The sequence below is a fragment of the Pseudooceanicola sp. NS-SX9 genome (assembly GCF_057380705.1).
In genome coordinates this window covers 3,261,365-3,274,027 of record NZ_CM170818.1, presented here as the reverse complement: position 1 = coordinate 3,274,027, position 12,663 = coordinate 3,261,365, and the positions used below count along the sequence as shown (strand labels likewise).

Below are 12,663 nucleotides of genomic sequence, written 5' to 3'. Positions count from 1 at the left end.
CTTGGTTGTTCTGAAAGGCGAGAGAGACACCGATGCGCGCATTGACCCTGGCCGTTGCCCTGCTGGGCGTGGCAAGCTGCTCGACGGTTCCGGAGAGTGGCTACAATACCTTCGGCCAGTATCAGCGCGAACGCGAGATGATTCTGAACGGCCCCGGGCAGGGCAATGCCAATGGCAGCCTGCCCAGCCCCTCGGCCGTCTCGGGCCAGCCGCTTTCCGCGGTGGGCAGCAGTCAGACCGATGGGGGCTATGCCGCCAATGATGGTCAGGACATCGCGTCGCAGACATCGGCGGCGCTGGCCTCGACCGGATCGACCACGGGTGCGGCCTCTGGGGCGGCCACGGGCAGTGCCGTGGCAGATGCCTCGGCCGGATCCGGCCAGCCGCTGGGCGAGGCGGTGAACCAGTATGGCATCTCGGAAGAGAACAACTTCAAGGCCGTGGGGGCACAGCGCACGATCCAGCAGGACCGAGAGTTCATCGCGCAGAACCGCGCGGCCTATCAGCAGATCGAACCCACCGCCCTGCCGCAGCGCAGCGCGGACGCGGGGGGGCCGAATATCGTGACCTACGCGCTGCAGACCACCCAGGCCGTCGGCACGCCGCTGTACAAGCGCAGCGGTTTCAACGCCGAGAACAAGTATACGAAGAACTGCGCCAAATATGCCTCGCCGGACCAGGCGCAGCGTGCCTTCCTGGAAGATGGCGGCCCGAACAAGGACCCGATGGGCCTGGACCCCGATGGTGACGGCTTTGCCTGCACCTGGGATCCGGCGCCCTTCCGCAAGGCCGCCGGGCAGTAAGCCTTGGGGGATCCGGGGGCGCTGTGGCATCCGTCGCCGAATTTCGGTGATCGTCGGGACGGCGCCCGCCCGGACATGATCGTCCTGCACCACACCGCGATGCAGAGCGCCGAGGCTGCTCTGCATCGGTTGTGTGACCCGGATCCGCCACAGGATCTGTCCCCCGTTTCTGCCCATTACCTGATCGCCGAGGACGGCCGGCTGTGGCAGCTGGTGGGCGAGGCCGCGCGCGCCTGGCATGCAGGCGCCGGGCAATGGGGCGATGTGCGCGACGTGAATTCACGCTCGATCGGGATCGAGCTGGCCAACCCCGCCGCCAATCCCTTTGCCGAACCGCAGATGGCGCGTCTTGAGGCGCTGCTGCCGGGGATCATGGCTCGCTGGGGCATCGCCCCCGAGCGGATCATCGGCCATTCCGACATGGCGCCCGGGCGCAAGGCCGATCCGGGGCCCCGGTTCGACTGGCGGCGGCTGGCGCTGCAGGGCCTGTCGGTCTGGCCCGAGGGCGAGGCCGCGGCGGGCGATTTCCTGGCGCATCTGCGGACCATCGGCTATCGGCTGCCCGAGGGCGCGGATGCGGATCTGCTGCTGGAGGTCTTTCGGATGCGGTTCCGGCCCTGGGGGCGCGGGCCACTGCAGGAGGCGGACCGCCGGATCGCGGCGCAGCTGGCGCGGCAGGTCCCGGTCCGGCAGGGCTGAGCGCCCGGGGCCGGGCCGGGCTAATGCATATTTATGGAAAGATGAAAGGGCGCAGGCTACTGCGACATCTTCATCGTGCCGTGGTCCATCGTCATTCCTGAGCTGCCCAGCGGGCGGTCGAGCGGAGATGTGACCGGCAGGCTGACGGTGACGGGGCCGGCGCGCTGGAATTGCAGGGTCAGCGTCAGATCATGGCCCGGCAGCAGGGGCTGGGTCAGGCCCATCAGCATCACGTGCAACCCGCCGGGGGCCAGTGTCACGGTCTGCTGCGGCGGCAGGGGCAGGCCATCGGGCAGGGCCTGCATGGTCATCACGCCACCGTCGGCCGCGCGGCTTTCGTGCAGCATCGCCTGGGCGACGCCGGGGGCGGTGACGGATTGCAGCCGGTCCTCCTGCGGGCCGGTGTTCTGCAGGGTCATGTAGGCGGCGGCGGACCGCGCCATCGGGCTGGTGGCCAGCACATGGGCATCGCTGATGACGATATCGGCGCGGGCGGCCAAGGGTAGCAGCGTTAGGGTGGCCGTCAGGACGAGGGCCGGGAATCGCTTGGGCATGGGGGCTCCGGTAGATCTGGGGGCTGGGGTCAGGCGCGGAGGGAGCGGTTGGGCGGGCTGCGGGCCTGGCGTGGTACCGGGTGGGTGCGTGCTGAAACGGGCGGCAGGGCGGGGGGCCGCGACAGGGCGATGCGGCAGGGGATTCGGCGCGGCAGGGCCGGGGGCAGGGCCAGGGCAAGAATCAGCAGCGGCGCGAAATCGGGGCACAGATGCGCGGGGCCGGTCGGGTGGCCGCGGGAATCGACCGGGACCATGCCGCCCAGGGCACCCTGGCACAGCTCGGCCTGGCCGGTGGCGGGCATCCGGCCATGGGCCAGGGCCGCGCCCTGGGCGGTCAGGCAGGCCAGCAGCAGGGGCAGGGCGGCACGAAGCATGATCGCAGCGTTACACGCGCCCCGGGTACCGCCCAAGAAAAAACGCCCCCTTCCGAGGAAGGAGGCGCCTGACGAAATCGTCGCGGGAAGGGATCAGGCGGTTGCCTGGGCCTTCGCGATTTCTTTTTTGATTTTCAGAGCGTTGTCGGACAGTTCAACGTCCTTGGCCTTGGCCAGGAACTTGTCCAGACCACCGCGGTGGTCGACCGAACGCAGAGCCGACGCCGAGATGCGCAGCTTGATGTTGCGGCCCAGCGTTTCCGAACGCAGCGAAACCTCGTTCAGGTTCGGCAGGAAACGGCGGCGGGTCTTGTTGTTTGCGTGGCTGACATTGTTGCCAGTCATCGGGCCTTTACCGGTCAGTTCGCAACGGCGCGACATGGTTTCATCCTCGTCTTGTCTGAAGGGCGGGTCGCGCCCCGTTCAATAGCCAGGACACCGCGAAGGCGGTGCCTGAAAACTTGTTGCGCGTCCTTACGCGGCAGGGCGCGAAAGGTCAAGTCTTCGGAGTCCGTTCGGGGTGGATTCAGCTGCCGCGGGGCTTGGCACGCAGCGTCGGGTCGGCCTGGCGCGGATCTTCGGGCCAGGGATGGCGGGGGTAGCTGGCGCGCATGTCCTTGCGCACGTCGGCATAGGACGAGGTCCAGAACCCGGGGATGTCGCGGGTCACCTGCACCGGGCGCCCGGCGGGCGACAGCAACGTCACCACCAGCGGGCGTCCGGCGACGGTGGGGTGGCGGGTCTGGCCGAACAGTTCCTGCAGGCGCAGGGCGATGGCGGGGTCCTCTCCGGCGTAGTCGATGGGGATCTGGCGGCCGAGGGGGGTGGTGAATTTCGCCGGCGCCTCGCGGTCCAGCCGCTGCTGCGCATCCCAGTCGAGGCGGGCGCGCAGGGCGGGCTGAATGTCGAAGCGCTTCCAGTCTTCGGCGCTGCGCACGCCGCCCAGATGGGGCAACAGCCAGTCCTCGAGCGTGTCCAGCAGCGCGGTGTCCGAGAAATCGGGGAAATCGTCCCGCCCGGACAGCAGCCGGGCGCGGGCCAGGAACAGCCGCGCCCCTTCCGAGGGCAGCAGGCCCAGCTCGCGCACACCGGTCAGCATGGCGCGGGCGATGGCCTCTTCGGGGGCGTCCTTCCAGGCGCGGTCCGACAGTGGCAGGGCGCCCAGGCGTTCCTGCAGCCGGGCCTGGACGCGGCGCTCGCGCCTGGACCAGTCGCAGAAGGCATGTTCGGTGATCTCGTCCGCGAAGAGGGCGCGCAGGTCGCTTTCCGAGATCTCGGCGGCCTGGCGGATCCGGGCCTCGCGCGGGTCGCCGTCCAGATCGGTGGCGACGATCAGCCGGGCATTGGCCAGCGGGTCCTCGGGGGGCAGCGCGGCGCCCTTGCCGCCCGACAGAAGATAGCGCGGCGCATCGCCCGGACGGCGCAGGCCGATGCGGTCGGGATAGGCCAGCGCCGCCATCTCGGGTGGCGAAAGAGGGCTGCGGCTGCGGCCTGCGCTGCGCGCCAGTCGGGCGGCCTCGGTGCGGATGCGGGCGATGGCGGCGCGGTCGGCGCGCGGCTCGTGACCGCCCGCCAGCGCCTTCAGCCGCAGCGACAGATCGACGGGCGCGCCCCGGGTCATCGGATCGCGGTCGGCCAGCAGCGCGGCCAGGGGTGCGGCCTCGGGGCCTGCAACGGCCAGCATATGCGCCAGCCGCGGGTGCAGCGGCAGCGCCGCCAGCCTGCGGCCATGGTCGGAGATGCGCCCCTGCGCATCCAGCGCCCCCAGCATCCGCAGCAGCGCCTGGGCCTCGGCAAAGGCGCCCTCGGGCGGCGGTGTCAGGAAGGCCAGCGCGCCGGGCCCGGCGCCCCAGAGGGCCAGTTCCAGCGCCAGCCCGGCCAGATCCGCGGCCTCGATCTCGGCGGGCGGGAAGGCGGGCAGGGCGCCCTCTTCGCCACGGGTCCAGGCGCGATAGCAGCGCCCCTCGGCGACACGCCCCGCCCGACCGGCGCGCTGCGTGGCTTCGGCCCGGCTGACGCGCTCGGTCACCAGCCGCGACATCCCCGATCCCGGATCGAACCGCGCCCGTCGGGACTGCCCGGCATCGACGACGGCACGGACCTCGGGGATGGTCAGCGACGTTTCCGCGATCGAGGTCGCCAGGACGATGTTGCGGCCCTGTTTCGGAGGCTCCAGCGCGGCGCGCTGATCGGCGAATTTCATCGCACCGTAAAGCGGCCGGATCTGGCAGTCGCCGGGCAGACGCCCCTCCAGTGCGCCTTGCAGGCGGGCGATCTCTCCGGCGCCGGGCAGAAAGACCAGCACGCCGCCGCGGGTCTCTTTGGTGGCGCGCAGCACCAGATCGGCCAGCGCGGGCCAGCGTTCGCGCGCCTTGGGCAGGGGGGCATCGGCATGGATGATATCGACGGCAAAGGCGCGGCCCTGCGATGTCACCATCGGCACATCGCCCATCAGCGCGGCCACGGGACCGGCGTCCAGCGTCGCCGACATCGCCAGCAGGATCAGGTCGTCACGCAGCGCGCCCGCGATCTCCAGGCACAGCGCCAGTCCCAGATCGGCATTCAGCGACCGCTCGTGGAATTCGTCGAAGATCACCGCGCCCACGCCAGACAGCTCCGGGTCGGTCTGGATCATCCGGGTCAGGATGCCCTCGGTCACCACCTCGATTCGGGTCCCGTCCGAGACCCTGCTCTCGCCCCGCACCCGGTAGCCCACGGTCCGCCCCGCAGGTTCCCCCAGGGTCTCGGCCATGCGCTCGGCCGCGGCGCGCGCGGCCAGGCGGCGGGGTTCCAGCATCAGGATGCGGCCCTCGCACAGGCCCGCCTCCAGCATGGCAAGGGGCACCCGGGTGGTCTTGCCCGCCCCGGGCGGGGCCTGCAGCACGGCCCGCCCCCGCGCCTTCAGCGCAGAGATCAGCTCGGGCAGGGCATCCTCGATCGGCAATCTGAACATGCCCCCTTATGGCCGCACGGCGATTCCCCGTCCAGCCCGCCCGGGTTCCCTGTCATCTGGCCATAAATACTCCGGGGGAGGCAGCCGCAGGCTGACGGGGGCAGAGCCCCCTCCCGCGACCGCGTTGCCGCTGGACCCCGGCCGGGCTGCTCCGCTACATCCCGGGGGCAGGAGGATTGCCCATGGATCTCGACACCCTCGCCGACAGGCTGCTGGCCCGCGACCGCCGCGCCCTGGCGCGCGCCATCACCCTGGTCGAAAGCAGCCGCCCCGATCACCGCGACGCCGCGACCAGGCTGCTGCAGCGCCTGGCGGGCAGCGGGCGACAGGCCCTGCGGCTGGGGCTGTCGGGCACGCCCGGCGTCGGCAAGTCCACCTTCATCGAAAGCTTCGGCATGATGCTGACGGGACAGGGGCTGCGGGTGGCGGTGCTGGCGGTTGATCCCAGCTCGGCACGCTCGGGGGGCTCGATCCTGGGCGACAAGACCCGGATGGAACGGCTCTCGCGCGATCCCCTTGCCTTCATCCGTCCCTCGCCCAGCCAGTCCCAACTGGGCGGCGTCGCCCGCCGCACCCGCGAGGCGGTGGCGCTGTGCGAGGCTGCGGGCTTTGACGTGGTGCTGATCGAGACGGTGGGCGTCGGCCAGTCGGAAACCATGGTGGCGCAGCTTTCGGACCTCTTTCTGCTGCTGCTGGCGCCGGCGGGCGGGGACGAGCTGCAGGGCGTCAAGCGTGGCATCATGGAGATGGCCGACATCATCCTGGTCAACAAGGCCGACGGCGATCTGAAGCCCGCCGCGATGCGTACCTGTGCCGATTACGCGGGCGCCTTGCGGCTGCTGCGGCGCCGGCCGCAGGACCCGGAGGGTTTCCCGAAGGCGATGTGCGTCTCGGCGTTGGAGGAGGCGGGGCTGGAAACCGCCTGGGCCGAGATGCGGACGCTTGCCGACTGGCGCCGTGATGCCGGCGTGCTGGAAAGCCTGCGGGCCGCGCAGGCGCGGTTCTGGTTCGCCGAGGAGGTCCGGCAAGGTCTGCTGGCGGCGCTGGAGCAGGGCCCGGCGAAGCAGCGGATGGAGGCGCTGGCGGCAGAGGTGGCGGATGGGCGGATGACGCCCGCGCTGGCCGCGCGGCAGATGCTGGTGGCGCTGGGCGCGGGCGACTGAGGGGGGCTGCCTTGCGCCGGGGCGCCCGCGAGGGGGCGGCCCGGGCGGGGGGCTCTGCCCCCGTCCCCTGCGGGGACTCCCCCGGAGTATTTGGGGTCAGATGACAGGGAAGCCGGTTCCCGGGCGGGCGGGGTTGCGCGGATGCGCCATCTGGGGGCTATGCGGGGAGGGGGCGGCGGCGTATGAAGCGGCCATGACCTGTTCGCTGCAGATGATTCTCCGACGCCGACGCGCGTGATGCTGCCCCCTCGTGGGCGGAGTGTTTCCGCCTGCCGTCAGGTCCTGCGCCCAAAATGTCGCGGCGCGCCCCTTCCAGATCCCCGAAAACTTGACTTGGCCCTGAGCCGCGTGCTCAGTCAGGGCCTCCCAGATCCAGAGGACACGATATGATCCCTGCCGTTCTCCCGACGTACGCCCGTGCGCCCCTTCATTTCGTCAAAGGCGAAGGCTCCTGGCTGATCGAGGCGGATGGCCGCCGATTCCTGGACATGGGCGCTGGCATCGCGGTGAATGCCCTGGGCCATGCCCATCCCGATCTGGTGGCCGCGCTGACCGAGCAGGCCCAGAAGGTCTGGCACCTGTCGAACCTCTATGAAATTCCCCAGCAGGAAGAGCTGGCGGCGCGGCTGGTCGAGGCGACCTTTGCCGATACCGTGTTCTTCACCAACTCGGGCACCGAGGCCTGCGAGCTGGCCGTGAAGATGGCCCGCAAGTACTGGTACGGGAAGGGCAAGCCCGAGAAGATCGAGATCATCACCTTTGACGGCGCCTTCCATGGCCGGTCCTCGGCGGCGATCGCCGCGGCGCCGACCGAGAAGATGGTGAAGGGCTTTGGCCCGCTGCTGCCGGGCTTCAAGCCGATGGCCTGGGGTGACTGGGACGCGGTCGAGGCGGCCGTGGGCGAGACCACCTGCGCCATCATGATCGAGCCCGTCCAGGGCGAGGGCGGCATCCGCCCGATCCCCGATGCCGACCTGAAGCGGCTGCGGCAGATCTGTGACGAGGGCCAGTGCCTGCTGATCCTCGACGAGGTGCAATGCGGCATGGCGCGGACGGGTCGGCTGTTTGCCCATGAATTCGCCGGCATCACCCCCGACATCATGATGTCGGCCAAGGGCATCGGCGGCGGCTTCCCGCTGGGCGCGGTGCTGGCCACCGAAGAGGCCGCATCGGGCATGACCGCGGGCACCCACGGGTCGACCTATGGCGGCAACCCGCTGGGCTGTGCCGTGGGCATCGCGGTGATGAAGCACCTGGCCGATCCCGCCTTCCTGTCGGAGGTCGCGCGCAAGGGCGGCCTGCTGCGCCAGAAGCTGGAGGGGCTGGTGGCCTCGCATCCCGACGTCTTCGACAGCGTGCGGGGCCTGGGGCTGATGATCGGGCTGAAATGCAAGGTCGCCAATACCGATCTGGTCAAGGCGGGCTATGCGGCCAACATCATCACCGTGCCGGGCGGCGACAACGTGGTGCGCCTGCTGCCGCCGTTGAACATCACCGACGAGGAGATCGCCGAGGCGGTCGTGCGGCTGGACACGGCTGCCGCGGCGCTGAGCGCGAAGTAACTGAAGGAAATCCGGGCCGGGGGTCGTCAAGGCCCCCGCGCAGCCGGGCGGAGACGAGACCGATGAAGCACTTCCTGGACCTGCACACCACCGATGCCGATGAACTGCGGCAGATCATCGAACATGCGCGCTCGATCAAGTCCTCGCGCGAGGGGCGCCCGAAGGGGATGCCCGATGACGAGCAGGCGCTGGCCGGCCGCATCGTGGCGCTGATCTTCGAAAAGCCCTCGACCCGGACCCGCGTGTCCTTCGACGTGGGCGTGCGCCAGATGGGCGGGCAGACGCTGGTGCTGTCGGGCCAGGAGATGCAGCTGGGCCATGGCGAGACGATCGCCGACACCGCCCGCGTCCTGTCGCGCTTTGTCGACATGATCATGATCCGGACCTTCGACGAATCGATCCTGCACGAGCTGTCGGAACATGCCAGCGTGCCGGTGATCAACGGGCTGACCGACAATTCCCACCCCTGCCAGATCATGGCCGACATCCTGACCTTCGAAGAGCACCGCGGCCCGATCAAGGGCAAGAAGGTGGTCTGGGCGGGCGACGGCAACAACGTCTGCGCGTCCTTCCTGCACGCGGCGGGGCAGTTCGGGTTCGATCTGACCTTTACCGGGCCGATGCAGCTGGATCCCGATCCCAAGGCCGTGGGCTTTGCCCGCGACAAGGGCGCCAGCGTGATCATCGAACGCGATCCGATGCGGGCGGTGGAAGGCGCGGACCTGATCGTCACCGACACCTGGATCTCGATGCATGATGCGCAATCGGCGCGGGAACGGCGCCACAACATGCTGCGCCCCTATCAGGTGAACGACGCGCTGATGGCGGCGGCGAACGAGGATGCCCTCTTCATGCACTGCCTGCCGGCGCATCGCGGCGAAGAGGTGACCAGTTCCGTGATGGACGGCCCGCAATCGGTGATCTTCGACGAGGCCGAGAACCGCCTGCACGCCCAGAAGGCCGTGATGCGCTGGTGCCTGGGGCTGTAAGGCGCCAGCGACGCCAAGGCGACCTTGAACAAATGGCCCCCATGACTAGTATAGGGGCCTGGATTTCGGATGGGCGGTGCATCGGCGCCGTCCGCCCCCATGGACCGCGGGGAAACGCGGCCGACGGGAAATGTAGGAGGGCGTCATGTCCTGGACTGATGAACGCGTCGAGCTTCTGAAGAAGATGTGGTCGGAAGGCCAGTCCGCCAGCCAGATCGCGAAGGAGCTGGGCGGGGTGACCCGCAACGCGGTGATCGGCAAGGTGCATCGCCTTGGCCTGTCGAACCGCACCGGCGGCACGCCTCCCGCGGCGGCCCAACCTGCTCCCAAGCCCGAGGTGAAGACCGTGACCCCTGCCGCCAAGCCCGCCGTGGCCCCCGCCGCCACCCTCCGCCCCGAGCCCGAGCCCGCGGCGGAACCCCGCACCACCTCGGCCGCCCCGGCGCCGACGCCCGCGGTGCGCAAGATCATCCCCGCAGGCCAGCCGCTGCCGCCGCAGCCCTCGGCCAACGAGATCAGCCCCGAGGCCCTGGCCAAGGTCAACGAGATCGAGAAGAAATCCAAGAAGCTGACGCTGATGGAGCTGACCGAGAAGACCTGCAAATGGCCGGTGGGCGACCCCGCGACCGATGACTTCTGGTTCTGCGGCCTGCCCGCCCAGCAGGGCAAACCCTATTGCGAGGCGCATGTGGGCGTGGCCTTCCAGCCGATGTCCTCGCGCCGCGACCGCAAGCGCTGAGCGCGGCCCGATACCGGGATCAGGGGGCCTTGGGGCCCCCTTTTTCATGGCTATTCGACGGTCTGGCCGCGGCCGCCCTCGCTTTCGGGCACGGCGTCCTCGGGGACGCCAGATCCCACGGGGCGGCGCATCCGCCAGTCCTGCCGGGGGCGGGGGGTGGCGCCTTCCACCATCTCGCCGCGCAGCCGGGGCAGGGCCGAGGGATGTTCGCGCTGCAGCCATTCCACCATCCCCTCGCGCAGTTCGCAGCGCAGATCCCAGGCCTGGGGCGAATTCCGGGCGCTGACCAGCCCGCGGATATGGATCACCTTGGCATCGGTCTCGATCACCTGCAGGACGTTGACGTTGCCGTCCCACAGCTTGGACCGCTTCAGGATCTTCGTCATCTGCTCGCGCATCTCGGTCACCGGGGCGGTCCAGTCCAGATACCAGACCACCTGCCCGATGATCGAGGTCGTGTCGCGGGTCCAGTTCTGGAACGGCTTTTCGATGAAATAGCTGAGCGGCACCACCAGCCGCCGCAGGTCCCAGATCCGCACCACCACGTAGGTCGCGGCGATTTCCTCGATCCAGCCCCATTCGCCCTCGACGATGACCACGTCCTCCAGCTTGATGGGCTGGGTCAGGGCGATCTGGATGCCGGCGATCAGGTTCGCCAGCAAGGGCCGCGCGGCAAGACCCAGTACCAGCCCCGCCGCCCCGGCCGAGGCCAGCATCGAAACGCCAAAGTTCCTGACCGCCTCAAACGTCGCCAGCACCGCGCCGACGGTCAGCAGGATGATCACCAGCCGCCCCAGCCGTTGCAGCACCCGCACCTGGGTCACCTGCTTGCGGCCCGCAGCATCGGCATCGCTGACCGCCTGCAGCTTGCGGGTAAAGCGTTCGGCCCAGACATCCATGGCGATGATGATCATCCAGCCCAGCAGCACCACCAGCATCACCAGCGCCGCATGCTGCAGCCCGTTCCGCCAGTCCGAGGGCAGGGCCGCGGCCTCCAGCAGCAGCGAGGCGGCGCCGAACAGCACCACCAGCCGGGTGGGCGTGTGCAGCCGGCGCACGATGCGCACCGCCAGCCCCGAATAGCCACGCGACATCCGCTCGACCGCGCGCCACAGCACGCCATGCAGGCCAAGCGCGATCAGCGTGCCCAGCAGCACGATGAACCACGGCCAGATCGAGGGCGGGACTTCGCGCTGCACTTCGGTTAGAACGTCTTCGAGGTCCATGGCCCCTCCCGCCTGGCTTGGATGTCGTGTGTGCTCAGGTCGCTTGACCTAGTGCCGCAGCGCGGCATGGCCAGAAACCGGCCCGCAGGCGGTGGACTTGTGCCGAAAGGGCCTTTGCTCTATGGGCTGACGCTTGGCCCAGCCGCCCATTCGCCCGCCAGAGGTGTCGTCATGTCCCAAAGCCCGCTCAACCCGCCGAACCTGCGCCCCGACCTGGCGCCCGCCCCCGATTTCGGCACCGCGCCGCGTCGCGAGGGGCAGCCCTCGCTGGGGATGGTGTCGCTGGGCTGCCCGAAGGCGCTGGTGGACAGCGAACGCATCCTGACCCGGCTGCGCGCCGAAGGCTATGCGATCAGCCCGGATTACAAGGGCGCCGACGCGGTGATCGTGAACACCTGCGGGTTCCTTGATTCGGCCAAGGCCGAAAGCCTTGAGGCCATCGGCGAGGCGCTGAAGGAAAACGGCCGCGTCATCGTCACCGGCTGCCTCGGCGCGGAACCCGAATACATCACCGGCGTGCACCCCAAGGTGCTGGCCGTGACCGGCCCGCACCAGTACGAACAGGTGCTGGACGCGGTGCACCAGGCCGTGCCGCCCAGCCCCGATCCCTTCGTCGACCTGCTGCCCGCCACGGGCGTGTCGCTGACGCCGCGCCACTACAGCTACCTCAAGATCTCCGAGGGCTGTAACCACAAGTGCAAGTTCTGCATCATCCCCGACATGCGCGGCCGGCTGGTGTCGCGACCCGCCCATGCCGTCCTGCGCGAGGCCGAAAAGCTGGTCGAGGCCGGCGTGCGCGAACTTCTGGTGATCAGCCAGGACACCTCGGCCTATGGCGTCGACCGCAAGCATGACCTGCATCCCTGGAAGGGCGAGGAGGTCCGCAGCCATATCCTCGACCTCTCGCGCGAGATGGGCAAGCTGGGCGCCTGGGTGCGGTTGCACTACGTCTACCCGTACCCCCATGTGCGCAACCTGATCCCGCTGATGGCGGACCCGGAAAACGGCCTGCTGCCCTATCTCGACATCCCCTTCCAGCACGCTCACCCCGAGGTGCTGAAACGCATGGCCCGCCCCGCGGCCTCCGCGAAAACCCTGGATGAAATCGCGGCCTGGCGCGCGCAATGCCCCGACATCACCCTGCGCTCGACCTTCATCGTGGGCTATCCCGGTGAAACCGAAGAGGAATTCCAGTACCTTCTCGACTGGATGGACGAGGCGCAGCTGGATCGCGTCGGCTGCTTCCAATACGAGAACGTCGAGGGCGCCCGGTCCAACGACCTGCCCGATCACGTCCCCGCCGAGGTCAAGCAGGACCGCTGGGACCGCTTCATGGAGAAGGCCCAGGCGATCTCCGAGGCCAAGCTGCAGGCCAAGGTCGGCCGCACCCTTCAGGTCATCGTGGACGAGGTCGACGAGGACGCCGCCACCTGCCGCACCATGGCGGATGCGCCGGAAATCGACGGCAACCTCTTCATCGACGAGGGCCACGAGACGCTGAAACCCGGCGACATGGTCACGGTCGAGGTCGACGAGGCCGGCGAATACGATCTCTGGGGCCGCCTCGTCTGAGGCGCCTCACGGGGCTTTCATCTTTCCGA

Annotated in this window: 12 protein-coding genes; 7 read left to right on the top strand and 5 right to left on the bottom strand. The window is 69.4% G+C overall.

Translation table 11 applies throughout. From position 1 onward, the window contains the following. Positions 1–32 precede the first annotated feature (32 nt). Complete coding sequence (locus AC2ITM_RS15540) at positions 33–803, top strand: hypothetical protein (RefSeq protein WP_486467538.1); 771 nt, start codon at positions 33–35, stop codon at positions 801–803. 3 nt (positions 804–806) lie between these two features. Beyond that, a complete protein-coding gene (locus tag AC2ITM_RS15535) occupies positions 807–1,502 on the top strand; it encodes an N-acetylmuramoyl-L-alanine amidase (protein ID WP_486467537.1) in 696 nt (231 codons plus the stop codon). Between the two features lie 56 nt (positions 1,503–1,558). On the opposite strand, the gene AC2ITM_RS15530 is transcribed toward AC2ITM_RS15535, so the two are convergent. The 4 genes from AC2ITM_RS15530 to hrpB all read right to left on the bottom strand — a co-directional run bounded on the left by AC2ITM_RS15530 (position 1,559) and on the right by hrpB (position 5,383). Further along, entirely contained in the window at positions 1,559–2,056 is a 498-nt protein-coding gene (locus tag AC2ITM_RS15530) for a copper chaperone PCu(A)C (RefSeq protein ID WP_486467536.1), read from the bottom strand. A 29-nt stretch (positions 2,057–2,085) separates the two neighbouring features. Continuing rightward, positions 2,086–2,430: a hypothetical protein gene (locus AC2ITM_RS15525; protein WP_486467535.1), complete on the bottom strand. Its 345-nt coding sequence runs from the start codon at positions 2,428–2,430 to the stop codon at positions 2,086–2,088. Between the two features lie 93 nt (positions 2,431–2,523). Beyond that, positions 2,524–2,811 carry a 50S ribosomal protein L28 gene (gene rpmB, locus AC2ITM_RS15520; RefSeq protein WP_486467534.1) on the bottom strand — a complete coding sequence of 96 codons (288 nt, stop codon included), beginning with the start codon at positions 2,809–2,811 and terminating at the stop codon, positions 2,524–2,526. A gap of 145 nt (positions 2,812–2,956) precedes the next feature. Next, positions 2,957–5,383, bottom strand: a complete 2,427-nt coding sequence (gene hrpB, locus AC2ITM_RS15515; protein ID WP_486467533.1) for an ATP-dependent helicase HrpB — start codon at positions 5,381–5,383, stop codon at positions 2,957–2,959. Positions 5,384–5,565: 182 nt separating this feature from the next. On the opposite strand from hrpB, the gene meaB reads away from it, so the two are divergent. From meaB to AC2ITM_RS15495, 4 genes are all read left to right on the top strand, one after another. Then, positions 5,566–6,546, top strand: a complete 981-nt coding sequence (meaB, locus tag AC2ITM_RS15510; protein WP_486467532.1) for a methylmalonyl Co-A mutase-associated GTPase MeaB — start codon at positions 5,566–5,568, stop codon at positions 6,544–6,546. A gap of 386 nt (positions 6,547–6,932) precedes the next feature. Continuing rightward, a complete protein-coding gene (locus tag AC2ITM_RS15505; protein ID WP_486467531.1) occupies positions 6,933–8,108 on the top strand; it encodes an acetylornithine transaminase in 1,176 nt (391 codons plus the stop codon). 62 nt (positions 8,109–8,170) lie between these two features. Continuing rightward, complete coding sequence (gene argF, locus AC2ITM_RS15500) at positions 8,171–9,097, top strand: ornithine carbamoyltransferase (RefSeq protein WP_486467530.1); 927 nt, start codon at positions 8,171–8,173, stop codon at positions 9,095–9,097. 145 nt (positions 9,098–9,242) lie between these two features. Further along, a complete protein-coding gene (locus AC2ITM_RS15495; protein ID WP_486467529.1) occupies positions 9,243–9,836 on the top strand; it encodes a GcrA family cell cycle regulator in 594 nt (197 codons plus the stop codon). Positions 9,837–9,886: 50 nt separating this feature from the next. Here AC2ITM_RS15495 and AC2ITM_RS15490 read toward each other — a convergent pair whose 3' ends face one another. Next, positions 9,887–11,062: a mechanosensitive ion channel family protein gene (locus AC2ITM_RS15490; protein WP_486467528.1), complete on the bottom strand. Its 1,176-nt coding sequence runs from the start codon at positions 11,060–11,062 to the stop codon at positions 9,887–9,889. 171 nt (positions 11,063–11,233) lie between these two features. Between AC2ITM_RS15490 and rimO the strand changes: the two genes are divergently transcribed. Then, positions 11,234–12,634 (top strand): 30S ribosomal protein S12 methylthiotransferase RimO, encoded by a 1,401-nt coding sequence (gene rimO, locus AC2ITM_RS15485; protein ID WP_486467527.1) that lies wholly within the window; start codon positions 11,234–11,236, stop codon positions 12,632–12,634. Positions 12,635–12,663: the final 29 nt, after the last annotated feature.

What these genes read in the sequence shown, in the direction of transcription:
- AC2ITM_RS15490 (WP_486467528.1), bottom strand. Translation starts at nt 11,062, where the DNA reads ATGGACCTCGAAGACGTTCTAACCGAAGTGCAGCGCGAAGTCCCGCCC.
- AC2ITM_RS15525 (WP_486467535.1), bottom strand. Translation starts at nt 2,430, where the DNA reads ATGCTTCGTGCCGCCCTGCCCCTGCTGCTGGCCTGCCTGACCGCCCAG.
- AC2ITM_RS15505 (WP_486467531.1), top strand. Translation starts at nt 6,933, where the DNA reads ATGATCCCTGCCGTTCTCCCGACGTACGCCCGTGCGCCCCTTCATTTC.
- AC2ITM_RS15495 (WP_486467529.1), top strand. Translation starts at nt 9,243, where the DNA reads ATGTCCTGGACTGATGAACGCGTCGAGCTTCTGAAGAAGATGTGGTCG.
- argF (WP_486467530.1), top strand. Translation starts at nt 8,171, where the DNA reads ATGAAGCACTTCCTGGACCTGCACACCACCGATGCCGATGAACTGCGG.
- rimO (WP_486467527.1), top strand. Translation starts at nt 11,234, where the DNA reads ATGTCCCAAAGCCCGCTCAACCCGCCGAACCTGCGCCCCGACCTGGCG.
- AC2ITM_RS15530 (WP_486467536.1), bottom strand. Translation starts at nt 2,056, where the DNA reads ATGCCCAAGCGATTCCCGGCCCTCGTCCTGACGGCCACCCTAACGCTG.
- rpmB (WP_486467534.1), bottom strand. Translation starts at nt 2,811, where the DNA reads ATGTCGCGCCGTTGCGAACTGACCGGTAAAGGCCCGATGACTGGCAAC.
- hrpB (WP_486467533.1), bottom strand. Translation starts at nt 5,383, where the DNA reads ATGTTCAGATTGCCGATCGAGGATGCCCTGCCCGAGCTGATCTCTGCG.
- meaB (WP_486467532.1), top strand. Translation starts at nt 5,566, where the DNA reads ATGGATCTCGACACCCTCGCCGACAGGCTGCTGGCCCGCGACCGCCGC.
- AC2ITM_RS15540 (WP_486467538.1), top strand. Translation starts at nt 33, where the DNA reads ATGCGCGCATTGACCCTGGCCGTTGCCCTGCTGGGCGTGGCAAGCTGC.